The 21176-nt window shown below is 58.4% G+C and carries 17 protein-coding genes; all 17 read left to right on the plus strand.

Translation table 11 applies throughout. The features are described 5' to 3' along the window. Positions 1-20 precede the first annotated feature (20 nt). The 17 genes from flgH (at position 21) to GV002_RS06655 (ending at position 21170) form a co-directional block, all read left to right on the plus strand. Positions 21-743 carry a flagellar basal body L-ring protein FlgH gene (gene flgH / locus GV002_RS06575; RefSeq protein ID WP_160017593.1) on the plus strand — a complete coding sequence of 241 codons (723 nt, stop codon included), beginning with the start codon at positions 21-23 and terminating at the stop codon, positions 741-743. 256 nt (positions 744-999) lie between these two features. After that, complete coding sequence (locus tag GV002_RS06580; protein WP_160018892.1) at positions 1000-2079, plus strand: flagellar basal body P-ring protein FlgI; 1080 nt, start codon at positions 1000-1002, stop codon at positions 2077-2079. Positions 2080-2092: 13 nt separating this feature from the next. Next, positions 2093-3277: a flagellar assembly peptidoglycan hydrolase FlgJ gene (flgJ, locus tag GV002_RS06585; RefSeq protein WP_160017594.1), complete on the plus strand. Its 1185-nt coding sequence runs from the start codon at positions 2093-2095 to the stop codon at positions 3275-3277. A gap of 9 nt (positions 3278-3286) precedes the next feature. Continuing rightward, a complete protein-coding gene (gene flgK, locus GV002_RS06590) occupies positions 3287-5320 on the plus strand; it encodes a flagellar hook-associated protein FlgK (RefSeq protein ID WP_160017595.1) in 2034 nt (677 codons plus the stop codon). 78 nt (positions 5321-5398) lie between these two features. Then, positions 5399-6640, plus strand: coding sequence for a flagellar hook-associated protein FlgL (gene flgL / locus GV002_RS06595; RefSeq protein WP_160017596.1), 1242 nt, complete (start codon positions 5399-5401; stop codon positions 6638-6640). Positions 6641-6943: 303 nt separating this feature from the next. Then, positions 6944-7714 (plus strand): glucose-1-phosphate cytidylyltransferase, encoded by a 771-nt coding sequence (gene rfbF, locus GV002_RS06600; RefSeq protein WP_160017597.1) that lies wholly within the window; start codon positions 6944-6946, stop codon positions 7712-7714. Further along, complete coding sequence (gene rfbG, locus GV002_RS06605) at positions 7705-8769, plus strand: CDP-glucose 4,6-dehydratase (protein WP_160017598.1); 1065 nt, start codon at positions 7705-7707, stop codon at positions 8767-8769. Before rfbF ends, rfbG begins: the two co-directional genes overlap by 10 nt. Then, positions 8766-10094 (plus strand): lipopolysaccharide biosynthesis protein RfbH, encoded by a 1329-nt coding sequence (gene rfbH / locus GV002_RS06610; protein ID WP_160017599.1) that lies wholly within the window; start codon positions 8766-8768, stop codon positions 10092-10094. The genes rfbG and rfbH overlap by 4 nt, the downstream gene beginning before the upstream one ends. Then, the gene (locus GV002_RS06615; RefSeq protein WP_160017600.1) at positions 10091-11626 is read left to right on the plus strand and encodes an N-acetylneuraminate synthase family protein; all 1536 of its coding nucleotides are present in this window, start codon (positions 10091-10093) and stop codon (positions 11624-11626) included. The genes rfbH and GV002_RS06615 overlap by 4 nt, the downstream gene beginning before the upstream one ends. Position 11627: 1 nt before the next feature. Further along, positions 11628-13448 (plus strand): thiamine pyrophosphate-binding protein, encoded by a 1821-nt coding sequence (locus GV002_RS06620; RefSeq protein ID WP_178094616.1) that lies wholly within the window; start codon positions 11628-11630, stop codon positions 13446-13448. Beyond that, positions 13445-14080 carry an HAD family hydrolase gene (locus GV002_RS06625; RefSeq protein WP_160017602.1) on the plus strand — a complete coding sequence of 212 codons (636 nt, stop codon included), beginning with the start codon at positions 13445-13447 and terminating at the stop codon, positions 14078-14080. Before GV002_RS06620 ends, GV002_RS06625 begins: the two co-directional genes overlap by 4 nt. A 158-nt stretch (positions 14081-14238) precedes the next feature. Beyond that, entirely contained in the window at positions 14239-15129 is an 891-nt protein-coding gene (locus tag GV002_RS06630) for a class I SAM-dependent methyltransferase (protein ID WP_256667039.1), read from the plus strand. Beyond that, on the plus strand, positions 15116-16156 hold the full coding sequence (locus GV002_RS06635) for an NAD-dependent epimerase/dehydratase family protein (protein ID WP_160017603.1): 1041 nt from the start codon (positions 15116-15118) through the stop codon (positions 16154-16156). The genes GV002_RS06630 and GV002_RS06635 overlap by 14 nt, the downstream gene beginning before the upstream one ends. A gap of 2 nt (positions 16157-16158) precedes the next feature. Beyond that, a complete protein-coding gene (locus tag GV002_RS06640; RefSeq protein ID WP_160017604.1) occupies positions 16159-17505 on the plus strand; it encodes a polysaccharide pyruvyl transferase family protein in 1347 nt (448 codons plus the stop codon). Between the two features lie 139 nt (positions 17506-17644). Then, positions 17645-18736, plus strand: coding sequence for a class I SAM-dependent methyltransferase (locus tag GV002_RS06645; RefSeq protein WP_256667040.1), 1092 nt, complete (start codon positions 17645-17647; stop codon positions 18734-18736). Then, positions 18733-19680 carry an FkbM family methyltransferase gene (locus tag GV002_RS06650; RefSeq protein ID WP_160017605.1) on the plus strand — a complete coding sequence of 316 codons (948 nt, stop codon included), beginning with the start codon at positions 18733-18735 and terminating at the stop codon, positions 19678-19680. Before GV002_RS06645 ends, GV002_RS06650 begins: the two co-directional genes overlap by 4 nt. Further along, positions 19677-21170 (plus strand): glycosyltransferase family 2 protein, encoded by a 1494-nt coding sequence (locus tag GV002_RS06655; RefSeq protein ID WP_160017606.1) that lies wholly within the window; start codon positions 19677-19679, stop codon positions 21168-21170. Before GV002_RS06650 ends, GV002_RS06655 begins: the two co-directional genes overlap by 4 nt. Positions 21171-21176: the final 6 nt, after the last annotated feature.

Below are 21176 nucleotides of genomic sequence, written 5' to 3' on the forward strand. Positions count from 1 at the left end.
AACGCCGCGAGGTAGTGGTTATGAACCGGCAAATTCTCTGTTTACCCCTGTTGGCTGGCCTGCTGCTGGCCAGCGGCTGCGTGGCGCCAACAGCCAAGCCGGATGATCCCTATTACGCGCCGGTGTTGCCGCGCACGCCGTTGCCGGCTGCGCAGAACAATGGTTCGATCTATCAGGCCGGCTTCGAAAATGGTCTGTATGACGACCGCAAGGCCTTCCGTATCGGGGACATCATCACCATTACCCTGAACGAGCGTACCCAGGCCAGCAAGAATGCCAACAGCAATCTGCAGAAAGACAGCAGCGGAACCCTCGGCGTACCGAATCTGTTCGGCATGACCGTCGCCCCGGACAACCCGCTGCGCAGCCTCAGCGCCCTGGGTATGACCAACAACAATCTGAGCCTGGATTCGAGCTGGAATTCCCAGCGTGACGCCACAGGCTCTGGTCAGGCAGGGCAGAGCAACAGCTTGTCCGGTTCGGTCACCGTGACCGTCGCTGAAGTGCTGCCCAACGGCATTCTGGCCGTACGTGGCGAGAAGTGGATGACGCTCAATACCGGCGATGAACTCATGCGTATCTCCGGCCTGGTTCGTGCCGACGACATCTCCACTGACAACACCGTGTCTTCCACGCGGGTTGCCGATGCGCGCATCACCTATTCCGGGACTGGCGCCTTCGCCGATGCCAGTCAGCCCGGCTGGATGAGTCGTTTCTTCATGAGCCCGCTGTGGCCGTTCTGATCTCGGGGTGCTGTAGATGAAAACCTGGCTGACTCATTCTCCGTCCCTGTTACTCGAGCACCTGTCCAATTGGTACGCGCGAGTGACGACCGGCGGCTCGGCGCGCAAGGCCTTCGCAGTGACTTCGGTTACCAGGCGAGGGGGGCGAGCTCATGGCAGTGAGTCGACACAAGCCGGGGCGTGCCGTCGACAGTTCGCGGTCGCTCATCGCGGCTATCGCCGCCGTGGCGCCAACGACTGGCTGCTGCTGGCAACCATGCTGTCGTGTCTGTTGTTGAGCTTGCCGACCCAGGCCGAGCGTTTGAAGGATCTGGCATCGATCCAGGGTGTGCGTAGCAACCAGTTGATCGGCTACGGCCTGGTGGTCGGCCTCAATGGCAGCGGCGACCAGACCACACAGACCCCCTTTACCGTGCAGACCTTCAACAACATGCTGGCGCAGTTCGGCATCAAGGTGCCGCCAGGCGGCAACGTGCAGTTGAAGAACGTCGCAGCCGTGTCGGTGCATGCCGACCTGCCGGCGTTCGCCAAGCCGGGGCAGACCATCGATATCACCATTTCCTCGATCGGTAACGCCAAGAGTCTGCGCGGTGGCAGTCTGCTGATGACGCCGCTCAAGGGCATCGATGGCAACGTCTACGCCATCGCCCAGGGCAACCTGGTGGTCGGTGGTTTCGACGCCAGCGGCGCCGATGGTTCGCGCATCACCGTCAATGTGCCGTCTGCCGGTCGTATTCCCGGTGGGGCGACCGTCGAGCGTCCGGTGCCGAGTGGTTTCGATCAGGGCAATTACCTGACGTTGAACCTCAACCGCCCCGATTTCACCACGGCGAAGAACATCGTCGATCAGATCAACGACCTGCTTGGCCCTGGTGTCGCACAGGCCATCGATGGCGGCTCGATTCGCGTCAGCGCACCGCTCGATCCGAACCAGCGCGTCGACTATCTGTCGATCCTCGAAAACCTGCAGGTCGAGGCGGGTAAAGCGGTGGCCAAGGTCATCATCAACTCGCGTACCGGCACCATCGTCATTGGCCAGGACGTCAAGGTACAGCCGGCGGCAGTCACACATGGCAGCCTGACCGTGACCATCACCGAAGACCCCATCGTCAGCCAGCCCGAGGCATTCTCCGGTGGCCAGACCGCGGTAGTGCCGAATTCGCGCGTGGGTGCCGAGGAAGAGGCCAAACCGATGTTCAAGTTCGGCCCTGGTACCAGCCTGGACGAGATTGTCCGTGCAGTTAACCAGGTAGGCGCAGCGCCGTCCGACCTCATGGCCATCCTGGAGGCGCTCAAGCAAGCCGGCGCCCTTCAGGCTGACCTGATCGTGATTTAAAGAGGCACAACGTATGGACTCTCGACTTTCAGCCGGTCTGCTCGGCAACGGTAAAAGCCCGATCGACAGCGGTGCCTACACCGACCTGAACCGCCTCAACCAGTTCAAGGTGGGCGGTGACACCGAGCAGAACATCCGCAAGGTTGCGCAGGAGTTCGAATCGCTGTTCCTTAACGAAATGCTCAAAGCCATGCGTTCGGCCAACGCCGTGTTCGGCGAGGGCAACTTCATGAACAGCAACGAGAGCAAGACCTATCAGGATATGCACGACCAGCAACTGGCGGTGACGCTCTCCAAGGAAGGGCGCGGCATCGGCCTGGCTGACGTGCTGGTGCGGCAGATGTCGAAGATCAAGCAGCCGTCGAGCCGCCCAAATCCCTTCGCGCAGATCGAGCAGCCGGTCGCGGCCGTGAGCGAGTCGAAGGCTGACCAGGTCGCCAATAGCGAAGGCTTTCGTGATGATGTGGCGATGCTCAATCGCCGTCGCCTCTCTGTGCCGGGCAAACTGGCGGATCGCCTGTTGGCTGGTATCGTGCCATCGGCTGCAGAAGGCGAGGGCAAGGCCCTGGCTGGTAGTGACTGGATTCCTGCGCAGGCCAGCGCCGCACCCAAGGATCGAGGCCTGAGCCTTGGCAATAGCGATGCATTGACTGGCCGTCGTATTGCTCAACCGCCGTTGGCGCCGGGCAAAGCCGCATTCAGTTCACCACAGGAGTTCGTCGCCACCATGCTGCCGATGGCGGAGGCCGCTGCCGAGAAGATCGGTGTCGACCCGCGTTACCTGGTGGCCCAGGCCGCGCTGGAAACCGGTTGGGGCAAGTCGATCATCCGCACCCGTGATGGCGAAAGCAGCCACAACCTGTTCGGTATCAAGTCCCATGGCAGCTGGGAGGGCGACTCGGCCCGCGTGCTGACCACGGAATACAAGGGTGGCAAGGCGGTCAAGGAAGCAGCCAGCTTCCGTGCCTATGACTCCTATGCGCAGAGCTTCGACGATTACGTCAGTTTCCTGCAGAGCAACGGTCGCTACGAAAAAGCGCTGAGTGCTACCGAGACCCCGGAGCGTTTCGTCAAGGAGCTGCAGCAGGCTGGCTACGCCACCGATCCGAACTATGCGCGCAAGATCTCGCAGATCGCTCGCAAGATGCAGACCTATCAAGCAATCGCCGCTGCCGATAGCGCCACCACAAGGACTTGAGGTTGAATCATGGCTGACCTATTGAACATAGGCCTTTCGGGCCTGGCGGCGAACAAGACTTCGCTGGCTGTTACTGGCCATAACATCACCAATGTCAACACTCCCGGGTTTAGCCGGCAGGACACAGTACAGGTCACGCGTACGCCGCAGTTCAGTGGCGCAGGTTATATTGGCTCGGGGACCACGCTGACTGATATTCGCCGCACCTATAGCGAGTTCCTCACGGCACAGGTGCGTAGCAGCACGGCATTGGGTTCCGATGTCGAAGCGTACAAAAGTCAGATTGAGCAACTCGATTCCCTGTTGGCGGGTACCACCACCGGCATCACGCCGTCGCTCAAAAGCTTCTTTTCTGCATTGCAAACAGCAGCAGAAGACCCAGCGAATATTCCCGCTCGCCAGTTGGTGCTGTCCGAAGCCGAGGGCTTGGCCAAGCGTTTCAACATGGTGTACGAACGCGTCAGTGAGCAAAACGATTTCATCAATAAACAGCTCTCGGCGGTCACTGACCAGGTTAACCGTCTGGCTTCTTCGATTGCCGGTTATAACGATGCCATCGCCATTGCATCGGCTAATGGCCAGCAACCCAACGATTTGCTCGATGCGCGCGACGAAGCCATTCGTCAACTGTCGACCTTTGTTGGCGTCACGGTCGTGCCGCAGGACGACAACACGTTCAACCTGTTCGTTGGTTCGGGGCAGCCACTGGTAGTGGGCAGTACCGCCAGCCGCTTGGAAGTTGGTCCCGGGCAGAGCGACCCGATGCGCTACGAGGTGTCGTTTGTCAGTGGCAACTCCAAGCAGGCCATCACCGATCTGGTAACTGGTGGCGAAATGGGCGGGCTACTCCGTTACCGTTCCGAATCGCTGGACCCAACCCTGAACTCCCTCGGTCGACTGGCCCTGGCGGTGACTGATCAGGTTAATACCCAGCTTGGCCAAGGGTTGGATCTGAAAGGGCAGGTGGGGACTGCGCTGTTCGGTGACTACAATGATGCGACTCTGGCCAGCCTGCGAGTGCGTGGCTATGCGACGAATACCGGTAATACACAACCCGCGCTGAACATTACTGATACCAGCGTATTGACGACCAGCGACTATCGTTTGGATTTTGACGGTACCTCCTATTCGGCGATACGCATGAGCGATGGCCAGTTGATGACGCTGAACCCGAACCCCCCCGGGACTTACCCCGCGAGTTTGACCTTTACTGACTCTGCTGGGCGCAGCCAGGGGTTCAGTGTGGCACTCGAGCAGGCTCCGAATGCTAATGATCGGTTCATTCTGCAGCCTACCAGGCATGGTGCGAGCACTATCAGCGTGACGCTGGACCAGTCTGATCAACTGGCTTTCGCAGCCCCCGTGCGTGCCGAGGCCGGTTTGCAGAACCGGGGGACTGGGGTGGTCAGTCAGCCTGATCTGCAATTCAATGGCTCGGCGATTAATCCAGCCACCTTGTCGGCGGCCCTGCCTGTAGGGCTGACCTATGATGCGGCGACGAGCACGTTCAATGTGCCGGCTGGCGCTACGCTAACCCGCATCAATGCCGATGGCACGGCGGCAACGCCAGCGGCATTCCAGAGCGGCCAACAGAACCTGTTCGAGTTGCAGCTTTCGGATGGCAGTACGGTGCGCATGACGCTGAGTGGCCGCCCGGAAAATGGTGACACCTTTAATGTTGCCTTCAATCAGAGTGGTGTGTCCGATAACCGCAACGCGTTGAAGCTGGTCGACCTGCAGAATAAGCAAACCATCGGCGTCGACCCCAATGTCACGTCTATTGCTACCGGAGCCAGTTTCACCGATGGCTATGGCGACCTGGTTGAGCGCGTCGGCACCTTGACTGCTCAGGCGCGCCAGGACAGCACGGCCACCTCCGCTATCCTCAAACAGGCGACGGATAACCGGAACTCGTTATCGGCGGTGAGCCTCGATGAAGAGGCGGCTAACCTGATCAAGTTCGAGCAGTACTACAATGCATCGGCACAAGTGATTCAAGTTGCTCGCTCGCTGTTCGATACCCTGATTGGTGCTTTCAGGTAAACCAGAAGCCACTGCCGAATTTAGGGCGTAGGCTGCCGCGAGCCGCCACGTCGAAGAAGTACACGAGGGTGTTTTTACATGCGAATCTCCAGCATACAGGCCTTCAACAACGGTGTTCAGGGACTGCAGCGTAATTACGCCGATGTGACGCGCACCCAGCAGCAGATCAGCACTGGCAACCGGATTCTCACGCCGGCAGATGATCCTGTGGCGTCAGTGCGCCTGCTGCAACTAGAGCAGCAACAGAATGTACTGAGTCAGTACAAGTCCAACCTGGTCGCCGCCGACAACAGCCTGACCCAGGAAGAAGTGACCCTCGCTTCAGCCCATACCATTCTGCAGCGTTTGCAGGAGCTGACTGTCCGTGCTGGCAACGGCAGTCTTGGTGAGCTGGAGCGCCAATCCATTGCCGCCGAGCTGAAGGAGCGCGAGGAAGAACTGTTCGCTCTGATGAACACGCGTAACGCTCGGGGTGAGTACATCTTCTCTGGCTTTCAGGGCAAGACGCAGGCTTTTGGGCGTGATGACAGCGGCAACTACAGCTATCAGGGCGACGAAGGTCAGCGCCGGTTGCAGATTGGTAGTTCGCTGGACATACCGATCAGCGACAATGGCAAACGCATTTTCGAGAACATCATTAATGCTGACCGCCTTGATCGAACGCTGGACGTTTCGGCGGCGCCTGGTTCGACCCTGAGCGTTTCCGCGCCGCTGGTGCAGAGCGAGGTGGCATTTACCGGTAATCCGCCGTTCCCGGATGCGGGCATCGAGATAGTCTTTGGTAACCCCGATGCGCAGAGTTATGAGATTTTCGAGGCCGGCACCACAACGCCAGTGCTGGGCAGCGGCCAGCTCGACGATGACCCGGACGAAGCCGATCAGGTGACGTTCCGTGGAGTGACTCTTCAGGTTGATGGTGCAGCGGTAGGCGGGGAGCGGGTGACCGTCACGCTGGACCCGACTCGCCAGAAACAGGGGGTGCTGGATACCATCGTCAACTTGCGGCGGGTCTTGGAGAATCCAGCCAGCACCAGTAGCGAAATTCGTGACGCAGTGGCTGCCGGTATGACCAACCTGGATCACGCTGCGGTCAATATAGATAGCGTGCGTGGCGAGATTGGTGCGCGACTGAATGTGATCGACACCACCCTCACCGACAATGAAGACGTGACGTTAGTTAATAAAAGCGTCCAGGCGGATTTGCGCGAGCTCGACTATGCCGAGGCATTGTCGCGGTTGTCATTTCAATCGATTATTCTCGAAGCGGCACAGCAGAGCTATGTGAAGATCAGCAGCTTGAATCTGTTCAATAAGCTTTGATCGATCGAGATGTCTGTAGCGGCAATCGCCGCAGTACACTACCGACCCCTTCTGTTGGCGATCCTCGTACGCTGTGCTTGTACTCTCCTCCTCAGCACGTCCTCTCTATTATCATTACTGCGTGTTTTAAGTGATTACACGAGGATAAGATTTTGTCTGTCCTGGTCAATTGCTTGAGCGTAGGGCCTGTGAGGTGGCGGTTGTCTTGAGCCAGGTTGGCAAATAACTTGCTAGATATGGTCGAACGACCCTTGCTTGCCAAAAAAATGACGGGTTCAGCGTTTGGCGGCCCTGGAGAATTGGATGAAAGCTGTGATTTTGGCTGGTGGGTTGGGTACTCGGATCAGTGAAGAGTCCCACCTCAAGCCGAAGCCGATGATTGAGGTAGGCGGTAAGCCGATCATCTGGCACATCATGAAGATCTATGCACATTACGGTATCAATGACTTCGTGATCTGCCTCGGCTACAAGGGGTATGTAATCAAGGAGTACTTTGCCAATTACTTCCTGCATATGTCCGACGTGACCTTCGATATGGTTGAGAACAGCATGCATATCCATCAGCGCCACGCCGAGCCATGGCGTGTCACGCTGGTCGATACAGGAGAGCACACCGGTACCGGCGGTCGACTGCGTCGGGTGCGCGATTATGTGGGTGATGAGGCTTTTTGCTTCACCTATGGCGATGGCGTTTCCAATGTCGATATTCCGGCACTTATCGCGTTTCACCGTCAGCACGGCAAGCTAGCTACGGTTACTGCTGTTCAGCCGCCCGGTCGCTATGGTGCGCTGGATGTTCAAGGGCAATCGGTCATCGGCTTTCAGGAGAAACCCCTGGGAGATGGTGGCTGGATCAATGGCGGGTTCTTTGTGCTGGAGCCCCAGGTTCTGGATTACATCAGCGGTGACGCTACTGCTTGGGAGCACGAACCCATGCGTGGACTGGCACGTGACGGTCAGTTGATGAGTCACCTGCACCGCGGATTCTGGCAACCTATGGATACGCTGCGTGATCGTGTCCTCCTCGAAGACCGCTGGAAGAGTGGCCAGGCGGAGTGGCAAGTGTGGCGCTGAACCGTGCATTCTGGGCCGGACGTAAAGTCTTTCTGACCGGGCATACCGGGTTCAAAGGGGGATGGCTAGGGCTCTGGTTGCGTGAGCTGGGTGCAGAGGTTTACGGCTACGCGCTGCCACCAGCAAGCGCTCCGTCACTGTGGCAGGCCGCGAACCTAGAGGCGAGCATTGCCGGGCGCTTCGCCGATATTCGTGACGCCGACCAACTGTGTCGGGCGCTTAAGGATTTTGGGCCGGAACTGGTCCTTCATCTGGCCGCGCAGCCGCTGGTGCGGGAGTCCTACCGTACGCCTGCCGACACCTATACCACCAACGTCATGGGCACGCTCAACCTATTGGACGCGGTGCGTCAGTGCGATGCCGTTCGTGCGGTTGTCGTGGTAACGACCGACAAGTGTTACGACAATCGCGAGTGGGTCTGGCCATATCGTGAGCAGGATGCGCTCGGCGGGCATGACCCATACAGCAGCAGCAAGGCATGTGTCGAATTGCTCTGTGCGTCCTACCGCGAGTCCTTCCTGCGCAAGGCAGGTGTTGCCCTTGCTACGGCGCGCGCAGGCAATGTCCTCGGTGGTGGCGATTGGTCGCCAGAGCGGTTACTTCCCGATATTCTGCGCGCCTGGCAGCAGCGGGAAACCGTCACCTTGCGTCATCCCCACGCCACGCGTCCCTGGCAGCATGTGCTCGACCCTTTGAAGGGCTACTTGTTGTTGGCGCAGGCGCTGATCGAAAGGGGCGATGCCTGTGCTTCCGCCTGGAACTTTGGCCCTGATGCCGATGGTATTAGCACTGTTGCCGATATTGTCGGGCAGCTTGCGCAGCAATGGGCCGGTGATGCGCGCTGGGAGCTGTGCCCTTCACCACAGCCCCATGAAGCAGAGTTGCTTTCTCTTGATTCATCCAAAGCCCGTCAGCAACTTGGCTGGCGGCCATCCTGGTCACTTAGCACGACCCTGACCCAGACCCTTGCCTGGCATCAGGCCTGGCAAGCCGCAGATGACATGCAGCAATTCAGCCGTGCGCAGATCGCGGCCTATGAAGGCGAAACCTTATGAGTGACAGTGCAGCGCAACAGTTGCGCGTGCAGATTGCCGAGCTGGTCGGGCGTTATGCGCAGTTGCAGATGGCGCCGAAACCGTTCGTCGCGGGGCAAGACAGTGTACCGCCATCCGGCAAGGTGATTGGCGCACCCGAGTTGCAGGCCATGACGGAAGCCGTTCTGGATGGCTGGCTGACCACTGGCCGTTTCAATGAGGCCTTCGAGCGGCGTTTAGCCCGTTATCTGGGGTGCCGCAGTGTATTGACGACCAACTCCGGCTCATCGGCGAACCTGGTGGCGTTTTCCGCTCTGACCTCGCCACGGCTAGGTGATCGTGCCATTGGTAAGGGCGATGAGGTCATCGGAGTGGCGGCGGGATTTCCGACAACGGTCAATCCCATCCTGCAGTTCGGGGCCGTGCCGGTATTCGTCGATATCGAACTACCCACCTACAACATCAATCCGCAATTGATCGAGGCGGCTATTGGCCCGCGGACCAAGGCCATCATGTTGGCCCATACGCTGGGTAATCCATTCAACCTGAAAGTGGTTCGCGAGCTGTGCGATCGCTATGGCTTGTGGTTGATTGAAGATTGCTGCGACGCCTTGGGTGCAACCTTCGAGGGTAAAGGCGTTGGCACCTTCGGCGATATCGGTACGCTGAGTTTCTATCCTGCTCACCACATCACCATGGGCGAAGGCGGTGCGGTCTTCACCAACAATCCGCTGTTGAAACGCATCATGGAGTCGTTCCGTGACTGGGGGCGCGATTGTTATTGCGCACCAGGTCAGGACAATACCTGCAACAAGCGTTTCTGCTGGCAATTGGGCGATCTGCCCGAGGGCTATGACCACAAGTACACCTACTCGCACCTGGGCTATAACCTCAAGATTACCGATATGCAGGCGGCTTGTGCATTGGCGCAGATGGACCGACTGGATGATTTCATTGCGGCCCGCCAGCGCAACTTTGCCTGGCTCAGCAAGCGTCTGCTCAGTTGCAGCGAGCATCTGATCCTGCCGCAGGCAACCCCAGGTAGCGATCCGTCCTGGTTCGGTTTTCCCCTGACGCTACGTGATGGCAATCGCCATTCACGGGTTGAGCTATTGCGTCACCTCGATGCTCAGGGGATTGGCACGCGGCTGCTGTTTGCCGGCAACCTGACTCGTCAGCCATACATGAAAAACCAGAACTATCGGACGTGTGGCGAGTTGCTGGTCACCGACCGGGTCATGAAGGATACTTTTTGGTTAGGCGTCTGGCCTGGTTTGACTGACGATCATCTGGACCATGTAGCGACGCAGTTAGAGGCCTGGTTTGGCCTTGGAGACGCACGATGAATGCCCATCTGACGAGCGAGAAATCCATGTCTTCCTCCTTTGCCCTGCCGATGTTCGTGTTGGAAATGGCCAACAACCATATGGGTGATGTCGGCCATGGCATCAAGGTCGTTCGCGCCTTTGGCGAGGTTTGTCGGCGCTTCCCCTATACCTTCGCGTTCAAGTTGCAGTATCGCGATCTCGACACCTTCATCCATCCGGCGATGCAGGGGCGTGATGACGTCAAGTACATCAAGCGTTTCAGTGAAACGCGCCTGTCTCGCGAGCAGTTCGATGCCCTGGTGACGGAGATCCGTGCCAATGGTTTCCTGGCCATGGCCACACCCTTCGACGAGGCTTCGGTGGATCTGATCGAGGCCCAAGGGCTGGACTGCATCAAGATCGCTAGCTGTTCGATGACAGACTGGCCGTTGCTGGAGCGGGTGGTCCAAAGCGATCGGCCAATCATCGTTTCTACTGCCGGTTCTGGCATTGATGAGATTGATCGGGTTATCAGTTTCCTGGCTCACCGTGAAAAAACCTTCGCCGTGTTGCACTGCGTCGGTGAATATCCGACGCCAGACGCCAACATGCATTTATCGCAGATCGACTACTTGCGTCGACGCTACCCGGACGTCCGTATCGGCTTCTCCACTCATGAGAATCCTGATAACACTGACATCGTCAAAATCGCCTTGGCCAAAGGCGCGCAGATATTCGAGAAACACGTCGGCCTGGCCACTGCGCAGTACCCGCTGAATGCCTACTCGGCCAGTCCTGAGCAAGTGCAAAAGTGGTTGGAGGCGGTGCAAACCACCTTGCAGTTGTGCGGTGAAGGCGAGCAGCGCTTGCCAATTAATCCGACCGAGCAGGCTAGCCTGCAATCGCTGCGCCGTGGTGTATTCGCGCGCCGTGCGGTTGCTGCTGGTGAGGTGGTGCAGGCCAGCGACGTCTACTTTGCTTTCCCTCCCCGGGAAGGCCAGTTGACTGCTAACGATTTCTCCAAGTACAGCATTTTCACTGCCTCCCAGGCGATTGCTGCAGATGCACCACTGCATGGTGGTAACACACAGGTGCGTGGCATTCGCGACAAGGTCTGGGACATCGTGCAGCGCGTCAAGGCGCAACTGCGTGATGGACATGTGGTGGTGCCGGGGCGGATCACTCTGGAAATTTCCCACCATTATGGATTGGATCGCTTCGATGAGTTTGGCTTGAGCATGCTGACCATCGTCAACCGGGGCTATTGCAAGAAATTGCTGTTGCTGTTCCCTGGGCAGCGCCATCCAGAGCAGTACCACCTTGAGAAGGAAGAGACCTTTCATGTCCTGCAAGGTGAGGTAAGCCTGGTTCTCGATGGTGTCGAGCGTATCTGTGTGCCCGGTGACGTGGTCACAGTGGAGCCCGGTGTGCGTCATGCATTCAGCTCGGCGGGCGGCGCGATCATCGAAGAGATTTCCTCGACCCATCTGCGTAATGATTCTTTCTATACAGACGAAACGATCAACGCCAATCTCGACCGCAAGACCCTTCTCAGCTATTGGATGGACTGACGTGCCAACTCCTTATCGCGTTGCCGATTACATTGCCGATTTCATCGCTGACCAAGGGGTCGAACACGTATTTCTGTTACCTGGCGGCGGCGCCATGTTTCTCAATGATGCCGTCGGCAAACACCCGCGCCTGGAAGTCGTGGCCTGTCTCCATGAGCAAGCGGCGGCGATTTCTGCTGAGGCCTACTGCCGGATCAACGAAAATCTGGGCGTATGCATGGTCACCACAGGACCTGGCGCAACCAATGCAGTGACCGCGGTGGCCGGTGCCTGGATCGAGTCGGTACCACTGCTGGTGGTTTCCGGTCAGGTCAAGCGTCAGGATATGTTGCGTGGTGCGCCGTTGCGGCAGAAGGGCGTACAGGAAGTGGATATCGTCAGCGTGGTGGGGCCGATCACCAAATACGCGGTCACCGTGGAGCGTCCTGAGGACATCCGACGAGAGTTGGAACGCGCGGTCTTTTTGGCGCGCGATGGCCGTGCCGGTCCGGTCTGGATCGACGTGCCGCTGGATGTCCAGGGCGCCCCCATCGACCCCTCTAGCCTGGAAGGTTGGCAGCCTGATGACGTACCTGTCGAGTCTCTGGACGTGGCGTTGTTGGCACGTTTACGCAGTCTGCTCGATGCTGCCGAGCGTCCGTTGATCCTAGCCGGGCATGGCGTTCGCTTGAGTGGTGGTGCCAAGGCTTTTCGCCAACTGGTCGAGACGCTGGGCGTACCGGTGGTTACAACCTGGAACGCCATGGATCTGCTGCCTTACGAGCATCCGTTGTATGTGGGGCGTCCTGGTGTGGTAGCCCTGCGCGCGCCGAATTTCGCGGTGCAAAATGCCGATCTGCTGATTGCCATTGGTTGCCGCCTCGACAACATCATCACGGCGTACGCGCCGCGCGATTTCGCTCGTTCCGCACGTAAGGTCATCGTGGATGTGGACGTCAACGAGATCGAGAAACTCGATATGGACATCGAGGTGGCTATTGCCAGTGATGCCAACAACTTCATTTCCGCCCTGGGGCCTTACCTGGGGAGCGTCGAGTACCGCCGCCCGCAATGGCTCGAGCGCTGCGCTGACTGGAAGGCCCGCTACAGTGTCAATGACGGCAAGCCGTTTCCGGGCGAGGGGCCTATCAGCCACTTCCAGTTTGCCGATGCGCTTTCCGACGCCGTACCAGCCGATACCCTGGTCAGCACCGGCAGTTCCGGGTTGGCGGTGGAGGTCTTCTATACGGTGTTCCGCAATCGTCCCGGTCAGCGCGTGTTTCTCACCTCTGGTCTCGGTGCCATGGGCTATGGTCTGCCAGCCGCCATTGGCGCCTGCTTCGCCAATGGCCGCAAACCGATGGTGGCGGTGGAAAGCGATGGAAGTCTGCAGTTGAACATCCAGGAGCTGGCCACCTTGCGTGGTTTCAACTTGCCGATCTGCCTAGTGGTGATGAACAACGGCGGCTACGCCTCGATCCGTAACACCCAGCGTAACTACTTCGAAAGCCGTTATGTCGGTACCGGCCCTGAGGCCGGGTTGTGGATGCCCGATCTGCAAGAGGTGGCGCGTGCCTATCAGTTGCCGTTCATGCGCATCGATGATGCCGCTGAACTGGCCAAGGGCTTGCGCGAAGCCATGCTTCAGCCACGCCCGATGATCGTGGAAGTGATGCTGATGAATGATGAGGCACTGAGCCCGAAGGTCGCCGCCATACCCAAGTCGGATGGCTCGATGACCTCGATGCCACTGGAGGACATGAGTCCATTGTTGCCGCTGGAGGTTCTGGAGGCGGAAATGGACGGCAGGCTCACCCAGGTATCGCGCCAGGTCGTTCGATGAAAACTCATATCCTGTTCGATTTCGACGGTACGTTGGTCGATTCTGCTCCGGCTATTCTCGCCTGTTTCAGCCGAGTGTTGCAGGCTCATGGGTTGTCTGCTTGCCGTGCCATCGATGCTGGCCTGATCGGGCCACCCTTGCGGCAGACCCTGGAAATGCTGAGTGGCCGGAGTGATCCTGAATTGCTCGATGCTCTCAGCGCTAGCTTCAAGGACATCTACGATACCGAGGCTTGCCTGGAAACACTTGCATACGCCGGCTGCCAGGCAACCTTGGAACGCTTGCACGAACAGGGGTTTACCCTGGCTATAGCGACGAATAAACGCCTGTTACCTACGCAAAAAATTATTACTACCCTCGGCTGGGACGGTCTGTTTGCCGAGGTTTTCGCCAGTGACTCCTACCCCGGGCGCTATGCCGACAAGACGGGCATGATCGGCGCATTGCTGCACGATGGCGCGATAGCGCCGCAGGCGGCTATCTATGTCGGGGATACCGAGCACGATGGCCTGGCGGCTGCGGCCAATGCAGTAGATTTCTGGCCGGTGGCCTGGGGCTATGGCCATTTTGCCAGCCAGGAGCAGCCGTTGCAGTCGCCGCAGCAGTTGCTGGAGCGACTGGTGAGCGCATGAGTTCGATAACTGCGACGTCACCTCTAGCCAGCGCATGTCCCTGTTGCTGTGCCGCCGTGGCATTGTTGCCCAGCCCAGCCTACACGCGCTGCATGGGCTGTGGGCACCGCTGGCGTCTGCCGCTAGATAAGACCGGGGCAGGCTATTACGAGGCGCTAGTGGCGCGCAACGACCCGCAGGCGCCCTGGTTCAAGCGCAAACTCGCCGACCGCGTGGCCGTGCTGTCCTCGTTACTGGAAGCTGGAGTTCAGCGGGTTCTTGAAGTTGGTTGCGCCGAAGGTGATTTGGGTGCGGCAATCAAGGCACGTTTTGCTGTCGCCTATGACGGCGTGGAGCTTTCCCGTGACTGGGAGCTCGCCAAGCAGAAGCTGGATCAGGTTTTTCAGACCCCTGCCTGTCAACTGCATTCGTGTTCCTATGATCTGATTGTTTCCTTCCACGTACTGGAACATATCGCCCAGCCCGAGCAGGAACTTGCAGCCTGGTCGGGGCTGTTATCGTCCAATGGACAACTGTTGATTGAAGTGCCCAACCAGGCAGGCCATCCGCTATTGGCCAATGACGGTAACCCCGAGCACCTGCACCAGTTCACGCCAGCGTCTTTAACCCTCTTGCTGGCTCGCTGTGGCTTTGTCTGCCATGAGCTATCTACAGGGCATTACGAGTCGCCGGTCTACTCGGACTCGATTCGGGTTGTTGCCCGGCCTCAGCCCACTGCCGACAGCCAGCAACGTCTGCTGTTAAAGCGCTTTCACGAGAGGCTTGGCGGTCCGTTTTTCGTCTACGGCATCGGCGGTGATTTTCTCAATTACGTGGCGCCACTGGTTGAGTTACTTGAAATTCAGGCTTTGCTGGATTCGTCGCCGGCCAAGTGGGGGCAACAGGTCGGTCTCCATGTTGTGGGCGCCTACGATCCCAATGAACACGTAGAGTTACCGATACTTGTCTGCTCCATCAGATTCGCGGCTGATATTAGGCAACACCTGCTTTCCATAGGCATTGCTCCGGCGCGGATCATCGGTCTTGAGAGCATTTATGAAAGTCCCTGAGCCCATCCTCCGCGAAGACCTGAGCAGCATTCTTGCAGCGCCCCTGCCTTGGGAGTCGCTATATGGCCGCACGATCCTGGTTACGGGTGCCTCGGGTTTTATTGGCGGTCACATCGTTGAGACGCTGGCCTGGCTCAATCGCTGCCAGCCCCATGCCGGGCTGCGCATTTATGCGCTGGCACGCGATCTGGGCAGGTTGCATCAGCGCTTACCCTGGCTCGACATTCCTGGCGAGCTGAGCCCTGTGATCCAGGATATCCGTCAGCCTTGCCACCTTGATACACCGCCGGACATCATCATTCACGCGGCTAGCCCGGCAAGTCCCAGGCATTACCTGCAGCGGCCGGTGGAGACCATTGGCGCCAATACCGATGGCACCCGGCATATGCTCGACTTGGCCCGGAGTGGGGCGGCCCGTGTGCTGTTCCTCAGCAGTGGTGCGGTCTACGGCGACAACATATTGCAGGTCGACGCTATGCGTGAGACCGATTTCGGTAGCGAGGACCCCTTGGGGCCGCGCGCCTGTTACAGCGAGAGCAAGCGTCTGGCCGAGACGCTTTGCCGGGCCTACCACACCCAGTACGGCGTCGACGCCCGCATCGCACGTATCTCCCATTGCTATGGACCGGGCATTCGTCTGGACGACGGCCGGGTCATTGCCGATCTGCTTGTCGATGTGCTGAACGATCGGGATATCCAGCTTGACTCGGACGGCAGCGCCTCTCGCCCGTTCTGCTATGTCTCCGATACCGTCCTGGGGCTGTTCCATGTGCTGCTGAACGGTGAGGCCGGGGAGGCCTACAACGTCGGGGAAACCCACGAGACCAGCATCCTGGAACTGGCGCACATGATGATCGCCGCCGCCGGCAAGACCGACCGTCTTCATGTTACCGCCAAGGCCCGCAGTCCTTTGGCGCCTGCGGCACGCAGCTCGGGGCATTTCGATATCGATAAGATCCGGGCACTAGGTTGGGTTCCGCGCGTCAATCTGGAAGCTGGCTTGTCCAGACTGCTACGGGTGAACTGAGTATGTCTGATAATCAGGACACACGGCCGACGCTTATTGGCTACCTACCCCCGCTAGAGGGGATCCGCAAGACGGGGGCGAACTACCTGGGGCACTCTCAGTTCATCAATATCGGCGATATTGCTTACGCCCATGCCGGGGCCTTGTTGACCTCAGGGCGCAATTTCAGTGCTTGGAACTTCCGTATGTCAGCGGAGGAGGTCAACGAGAAATTCTCGAAAGTCGTGTTCTTTGTGCCTTGTCGCATTGCGAACGCTCCGTTTGATGAGGATGGGTATCCCTACGAGCTTGCGACTCAGTTCATTGAGCGCCTTCGTATCCCGTTCTTCAGTCTTGGCGAGTCGATCCAGACTCGAAGCTATGACTATGACCCGGTTTTTCATAAGTCTCTCTCGCCCAAGGTTGTTCGCTATCTGAAAGTCATTGCTGAAAAGTCCCCAATTGTTGGTACGCGTGGTGACTACTCCGCAGACGTACTGCACAAGCTGGGTATCAGGAATGCCGTTCCTTTGGGGTGTCCTTCGCTGTATCTGAACGGGCCGTCCCTTCGCGATTCCCTTCTGCATGTGCCTCAGGCTCCCGAGCGGGTGGCGGTGTGCTACTCCAACTATCAGGGGAATCCGCACAGCAGGATCGCAGACTTCGTCCGGATGGCCGATCACGCCGGCTACCACTACGTCGAGCAGGCGTTCGGTCTGATGGCTCAGGCGTTGTATTACCCGGGGAAGGTAACGGGAGCGGATATCCATGCCGCGCGGACGAACTACCAAGATTTGGCACCACTGCTTTCCCTGTTGCGTAAAGGGCGCATGCGCTACTTCACTAACTACAGCCTGTGGAAGGAGTTCCTGGCCTCGATGGATTTTGCTTTTGGAGCCAGGATGCATGGCCTTACCCCAGCCATTCATGCGGGTAAGCCCGCCGTTTTCATCGCCCACGATGCACGGGTTAGAGAAATGTGCGAGTTTTTCTCGCTGCCTTTCGTTGCCGAGCACGAGTTGCCTGAAACGTTGAATATCGACTTCTTTCTCTCCCGTTGCAATTATTCGGAAACCAGCAAGCGCTATCAGGTCGCTTACCGGAATTTCGTGCAAACGCTGCGCTGCCACGGGCTGGGTGACAACATCGATGTCTCAGGCCAAATTATCGATAATTGGGCGCCTGAGCCTGATGCACAGGTAGTCGAAGAGGAGAGCCAAGTGCGATGCAGCTCGGATGAACTCATGTTTCTGGAGCAGCAGATCGAGATATGTGCCGCCATTCCAGATGATGTATTCAACCGGCTCGCCCAGATCAAGACCATCGCCCACGATTGGTACCTTTTCCGTTCAAGTAAAGGCGCAATGTGATGCCACTACAGCGGCAATGGGATCCCATTCAACAACAAGCCATTGATGCGACTCTATGAGACCTTGTGAACTTTGTGCTGGCGAAGATTTGGACCTTATCCACCGTCAGCACTTCCTGTTTCCCGGGCAGGTGCAACCCGTGCACTACGACGTCGTGTCTTGCCGGGCGTGTGGCTTCGCCTTTGCCAGCGATATTCCCGATCAGTCCGTGCTGAACAGTTTCTATCAGGAGTCCGAGCACCATCTGCATCAGGAGGTGCCTGCAGGGCTATCACGCATCCATGACGACTTTTTCGCGTTCGTTCAGCGGCATGTCCCATTGTCGGAGTCGGTGCGGGTGTTGGACATCGGTTCGGGCATGGGCCACTTCCTGTCCCGGTTCAAGGCGGCGGGCCTCGTCGACCTACTGGGCATCGAGCCGAGTCCGACTGCTGCACGCTTGGGCATGGAGGTTCACGGCCTCGAGATTCGCACGGAAACCATGGATACCCTTTCTGCCACTCATCCCTTTGACTTGGTCAGTCTCTGTGGTGTGCTAGAGCATATTGCTGATCTGAAACGCAGTGCAGGGCAGCTATCTGAGTTGGTTGAAGAGGGCGGGCATCTATTCATTGCCGTTCCCGATGGGGTTTCTTTCGGTGCTGTCCCGCCTGCTGAGGCGTTTCTCGAATTTGCGTTGGAACACATCAACTTCTTCAGCGAGACCAGCCTCGACAATCTGCTCCGTGGCGCGGGTTTCGAAAAGGTAGACGTCATCTCTCAACACAATGATTTCTACGACAACCATTACCTGCTGGCCCTCTATCGTAAGACCGGCAGCCGGATGGAAACACCCAGTATCGACCGGGTATCGGCGAGCAGCCTGCATCGATACGTGGCGTTCTCGCAGGAGAAACTGGCCTGCGTGGAAGCGCTTGCCAGGCAGTTGGAGGATAGCGGGGAGCCAGTGGTTATATGGGGCGCTGGTTCTCTGACAAGTCGCTTGCTGTGTGACACTCGTCTAGCCCATGTGAACCTGCGTGCGGTCATCGACCGGAATAAAAGCCTGCAGGGTAAATCCTTGCTGGGTGTTGCTATTTCAGCACCGGAATCCGTACTGCAGCATGCGGGTGCCACGGTCTTCATCGCGAGCACGACCTACGCTGATGAGATAAGACGCATGCTCCTTGATCAGTATGCCTGGACCGGACGCATTATCAGCCTCGCCCCGGAGGGCATCGTAAGCCGATGAACACACTAACTCAGCTACGAGATGCCCATGAAGCGGGGAAGACTCGTAAGCAAGACTATATCGAGGCCATCCATGCCCGGCATAGCAGCCTGTTCGAGTATTCGGCGTTTATTGCCGAGACCGATGTGGAGGCTGTACGCATCCAGCATGACGGTATCTACGTTCGTTCCCGGTCTCAGCAAATCGAATTGGTGCTCGACCCCCAGGACCAGCATCTAGTGCCCTACACCCTCATGAACTTCCGGTCATACGAAACTACCGAGACCGAGTTTCTCAAGTCGGTTATCCAGCCCAATGGCACCTTTCTGGACATAGGTGCCAATTGCGGTTGGTATTCGCTCGCCTTGGCTCGCCATTGCTCCTCGGTACAGGTGCATGCGTTCGAGCCGATACCCCATACCCACGAGATCCTCTCGCGGAACATCCTGCACAACGGCTTGAGCAATATTGAGACGCACCGCCTTGCCTTCTCTAATCAGGAAGGCCCTCTGGAGTTTCTCCATACACCTCTATGCTCAGGCGCAACCTCGCTGGCCGTGGCGGGGCAGCCTGGTGACCAGGAGACTTTAGAGAGGATTCCCTGCCTGGGCACGACACTTGACCTGTTCTGCACGCGCCATGGCCTGGCCCCGCAAATCATCAAATGTGATGTCGAGGGGGCTGAGCTCATGGTGATGCAGGGCGGCGAAGCGACCATCGCCAGCCACAAGCCGGTGATTCTCATCGAGTTGCTGCGCAAGTGGGCGCGGCAGTTCGACTACCACCCGAATGATGTCGTGCAGTTGCTCGGCAGGTATGGCTACCGCGCCTACACCCTGGGGGCCGCCGGACTGAAACCCTGTCCTGTGATCAATGAAGACACGCCAGAGACGAACTTCATCTTTCTCCATGTGGAGCAGCATCGCCATATAGCCGGCGATTGCAGCCCAGAGACAGCGCCATGAGCTTGTCCGTACCGCCGCTCACAGTTGCCCTGCTGACTTACAACCGGCTGCACTACCTGAAAGAGTCCATCGAGGCGATCCTCACTCAGAGCTACCGCGAGTTTGAGCTGCTGGTGCTGGACAACTGCAGCACCGACGCTACCGGCGCATATATTCTGGGCTTGCAAGATCCGCGGATTCGCTATGTGCGTAACTCCGCCCACTACAGCTCTGTGGAGTTCAACTGCTGCTCTGCCTTCCACATTGCCATCGGCAAGCGTGTGATCGTGACCCATGACGACGACATCATGGAGCCCGATATGCTGGCGCAGCAGATGGCGTTTCTGGATGCCAATCCCGAAGTGCGCCTGGTCTGGAGCGCCGTCAGCGATATTGATCAGGATGGCCTGCCGATAGCGGGTAGTGTTGCCGAGCGGACGGAAGATCGCGTGTTCGCTCCCGGGCAGTATATCGCCAGCTTTCTCAAGGAGCGGCTCTGGCCAATGCCCAGTGGCGTCATGCTGGAGCGAGCGTACCTGCCCAAGGTTTATTCGATGGCGTTGCCGTTTCGCGTCTTGCGGCAACAGGAAAATCCGATGGATGTAGCGGGAATCGCCGATGTGTTGCTGCCTGCTCGTGTCAACAGGCGCCATTTTATCGGGTTCATCGGTTCGCCTCTGCTCCGACGCCGTGTCCACACGAACCAGTTCTCTCATGTGGCAAGCCTGTCGCGTCCGGGGGTATATCTGTATCGGCGCCTGAAGAAGGTTGCCAGCGAGGTGCCCGGAGGGCGACCGGACGCCTTGCATTTCGATGCGTTCGTGGAGCGGTTCGAGATTCAGGAAGCGATCACCACGCAGGAGCGGTCTCTTGTCAGTAAACGCACTGCGGATAAAATCGCTCGGGCGGCCCGCAAGCTGAAGGCTACCGCCGATGTTTCCATCGACGCATTTCTTGCCGGCCTGCCGGTTGTAATGCTGCACAGCCTGCTCTCGCCGGCGGAGCGCTTTGACAGGTTGCAAACGTTGTCGGCGGAGGGGCACGGCAGTGCCACCCGACAACTGCTGCGCTGGGCGCAGCGGCATGCAGCCGATCCCGCTTCGAGTATTCTGGCGGCCGTTGCAAGGCGGCGGATCATCGTGTTCGGCAGCGCTTTTATCGCGGCACTGCTGGTGCTCGAGGCGCGCAAGAATGCTGGCGAGGTGGTCGCGTGCCTGGACTCCAATGTCAACCGACAGGGCAGGAGGCTCTTGGGTGTGCCTATCCAGCCGTTGAGTTGGATGCGTGATAATGTCCTGCCAGGGGATGTCATCGTGATGAGCTCCGAACGGGACCACGAGCATTACATCGAGGCCCTCATCAGGCAGAACCTTGCCAGCGAGGTGCTGATCGTTTCCTGGAAAGACCTAGTGGACGTGCCTGTGCACGCTGTGGTGTCTGCTGTTGCGGAGCCGATGGACTCTGCTGGTCTTTCAACACGCGGTTCGCGGCCGATACTGGAACGGATCTGAGCCTGG

Origin of the sequence: Pseudomonas sp. 8O (assembly GCF_902506495.1) — a bacterium.
In the GTDB taxonomy this organism is placed as follows: Bacteria; Pseudomonadota; Gammaproteobacteria; order Pseudomonadales; family Pseudomonadaceae; genus Aquipseudomonas; species Aquipseudomonas chaetocerotis.

Excerpts from the sequence above, each read along its gene's own strand:
- flgH (WP_160017593.1), top strand. The coding sequence starts at position 21 with ATGAACCGGCAAATTCTCTGTTTACCCCTGTTGGCTGGCCTGCTGCTG.
- GV002_RS06580 (WP_160018892.1), top strand. The coding sequence starts at position 1,000 with ATGCTGTCGTGTCTGTTGTTGAGCTTGCCGACCCAGGCCGAGCGTTTG.
- flgJ (WP_160017594.1), top strand. The coding sequence starts at position 2,093 with ATGGACTCTCGACTTTCAGCCGGTCTGCTCGGCAACGGTAAAAGCCCG.
- flgK (WP_160017595.1), top strand. The coding sequence starts at position 3,287 with ATGGCTGACCTATTGAACATAGGCCTTTCGGGCCTGGCGGCGAACAAG.
- flgL (WP_160017596.1), top strand. The coding sequence starts at position 5,399 with ATGCGAATCTCCAGCATACAGGCCTTCAACAACGGTGTTCAGGGACTG.
- rfbF (WP_160017597.1), top strand. The coding sequence starts at position 6,944 with ATGAAAGCTGTGATTTTGGCTGGTGGGTTGGGTACTCGGATCAGTGAA.
- rfbH (WP_160017599.1), top strand. The coding sequence starts at position 8,766 with ATGAGTGACAGTGCAGCGCAACAGTTGCGCGTGCAGATTGCCGAGCTG.
- GV002_RS06615 (WP_160017600.1), top strand. The coding sequence starts at position 10,091 with ATGAATGCCCATCTGACGAGCGAGAAATCCATGTCTTCCTCCTTTGCC.
- GV002_RS06625 (WP_160017602.1), top strand. The coding sequence starts at position 13,445 with ATGAAAACTCATATCCTGTTCGATTTCGACGGTACGTTGGTCGATTCT.
- GV002_RS06635 (WP_160017603.1), top strand. The coding sequence starts at position 15,116 with ATGAAAGTCCCTGAGCCCATCCTCCGCGAAGACCTGAGCAGCATTCTT.
- GV002_RS06640 (WP_160017604.1), top strand. The coding sequence starts at position 16,159 with ATGTCTGATAATCAGGACACACGGCCGACGCTTATTGGCTACCTACCC.
- GV002_RS06650 (WP_160017605.1), top strand. The coding sequence starts at position 18,733 with ATGAACACACTAACTCAGCTACGAGATGCCCATGAAGCGGGGAAGACT.
- GV002_RS06655 (WP_160017606.1), top strand. The coding sequence starts at position 19,677 with ATGAGCTTGTCCGTACCGCCGCTCACAGTTGCCCTGCTGACTTACAAC.